Raw genomic sequence first — 2,221 nt, 5'->3', positions numbered from 1 at the left:
GCTTCAAATTGTAGGCGGATCGAGGTGGCGCTGCAGGGGCTGTGTTGTGGTGACGGCTCCTGTGTTGTGGTGCGGGTGTGTAGTGTGAGGCTGAGTGATGGAGAGTGGTTGGAGTGTGTTGGTGGATGAGTGGTGTTGTGTGGGGGTTGGGTTTGGCGGCTGCAGTGGACGGGAGGGTACGACGCGTGGGGGTGGGGGGGTGGGGGCGTCGGGGGGTGGGGGTGTGTGGGGTGGGAGTGGTTCAACTCGGTGGGCTGATCGAGTTGGCGGTGCGGGGGCTGGGTTGTGGTGACGGCTCTTGTGTTGGTTGAGGGTGTTGGCGGTGTGGGGCGTGTAGTGTGAGGCTGAGTGATGAGAGACGTTGGAGTGTGTTGGTATGTCTGGCCGCTGCTGCAGTGGGCGGACTGTGGTGGTGGTCTCCCGGTGCGCGTGCCGGTTGCGGCGCGTGGGGGAGGGTTGGAGGGGTGTGAGGGTGCAGGGGCTCAACTGGTCGAGTTGGTGATGGAGTGTTCGCTGGAGCTGTGGGGCGGTGTGGAGTGTGAGGGCAGCGAGGGCAAGTTTTGGAGAGAGTGAAGTGTGTAGGGAGCGTGTGGAGTTTCGTGGGCGTTGAGAGGGGTCTGGCGGCTGCGGGCAGGGGGCGGGATGGCGGTGGCGGTCTTGCGATGCGGGGTGGCAGTGTGAGCTGCGGAGGGTGTGCCCGGCCGGCGGTGCGAGGGTGAAGCAATGGTGTGGCGCAGAGGGGCCTGTGCGTTGCTGGAGTGGGGGCGGGCGCGGGGTCAGGCCCTGCGGGAGGCTGTGGCCGCGTGTGCCGGGCATGGGACACGCGGCCGGCTTGCCCGGAATGTTTTGGGGTATGTGTCCTGACGCGTTTCGTTTCAAGTTGTGCCTCGGCCATGGTGTGGGCCGCCGCTGCGGCTCTGGTCTGCGCTTGCTGTGTGTATCTGTGGTGGTGAGTGGTGTGGGTTGTATGGTCCGGAGGCGGCTGGTGGCCTTGGGGCTGCGGGGCCAGGTGCGGCATCCCACCATGGCCGGGCGCCAGGCTCGGGGTGTGGGCCTGTGGCTTGCGTGAGGCAATGGGTCATGAGCTGGTGGGTGTGCTGTGCTGTGTGGTGTCCGGGGGCCAAGGTGGCTGGCATCCCCACTCGCTGATCGTGGTTGATCCTTGGCAGGTGTCCCCATTTGGACAGCGCCTACGTCTTGGGCATGTGTCGTGCATGCACTGTGGCCTCCCAAGCAGTGTTTCGCCTGGGATGGGAGCGTGGTTACTGTGCTGGCTTGCGGCCAGTGGCCAGGCTCTCATGATGGTCATGGTGACGGCGTGCCGGGTCATGTCCGAGTTCGTGGCGGCGGTTGTCAGCGTGGTTGCAGTGTTTGCGATGATGTCATGCTGGTGCCGGTACTGGGTTTGGTGCTGCCAGTGGGTGTGGTGGCGATTCAATTCCGTCACTGCTGGGATTGGGGCCCTGATTTGCTGCCAGCACTGCTGCTGTGGTGATGTGGATTCTGGTACTGGAGTGGGTGTGGGTGTGGGTCGTCATTGTCTGCACAGTTGAGGTGGCTGTGGTCGTCGTTGTCTGCACACTGGCAGTCGAGGCGGCTATGACCTCTCCGTTTTCATTCTGATGGGCGCACTGGTTGCGTTGGTTGTCCAATCTGTTGTTGTCGTCATCGTAGCTGTGCCTGTGGCATCGTGCTGGCCATGCTGTCCTTGCGGCCACAGTGGTGGTTTTGGGTCATCGTCCTCGTTGGGGCTGTGGTCGTGGTGGCTGACACTCCCTGCTGTCTGTGCTACCACAGTGGCGGCATTGGTGATCGGTGTCATCAACGCGGCTGCGGCTGTGTCAGTGGCGTTGAGCCTGCCATGCTCAGGCTGTCAGTGTGGACGCAGTGGTGGCATTGGTCGCTGCCGTGGTCGTCATCATCTCTGTGGCTGTTCCAGTGGCAATGGCCTTGCTATGGTGGCAGTGTGGTGGCGGTGGCGGCTCGTGTCACGCCGGTGGCACTGGCAACGGGCACTCAATGCTGCCCGTGTGAACTCAGTGGCGGCAGTGGTGGTCGTTGGCGTCGTTGCGGCTGTTGCGGCTGTGTCAGTGGTGGCTGGTGCTCCTCGCTGTCAGTGTGGCCACAGCAGCAGTGGCACTGGTGGTAGCTGTTGCCATTGGTCACCGTTGTGTTGGTGGCGTCGTGCTTGCCGTGCTGTTGATGCGGTCACTGACAAAGG

At 63.4% G+C, this 2,221-nt stretch carries 1 protein-coding gene; it reads left to right on the top strand.

Translation table 11 applies throughout. The features are described from left to right. Window positions 1-1,258 precede the first annotated feature (1,258 nt). On the top strand, window positions 1,259-1,495 hold the full coding sequence (locus P4L78_RS10005) for a hypothetical protein (RefSeq protein ID WP_309327884.1): 237 nt from the start codon (window positions 1,259-1,261) through the stop codon (window positions 1,493-1,495). Window positions 1,496-2,221: the final 726 nt, after the last annotated feature.

This window comes from Silvimonas sp., assembly GCF_031291215.1.
Taxonomy (GTDB): Bacteria; Pseudomonadota; Gammaproteobacteria; order Burkholderiales; family Chitinibacteraceae; genus Silvimonas; species Silvimonas soli.
This window is presented reverse-complemented; position numbering and strand designations above follow the sequence as displayed.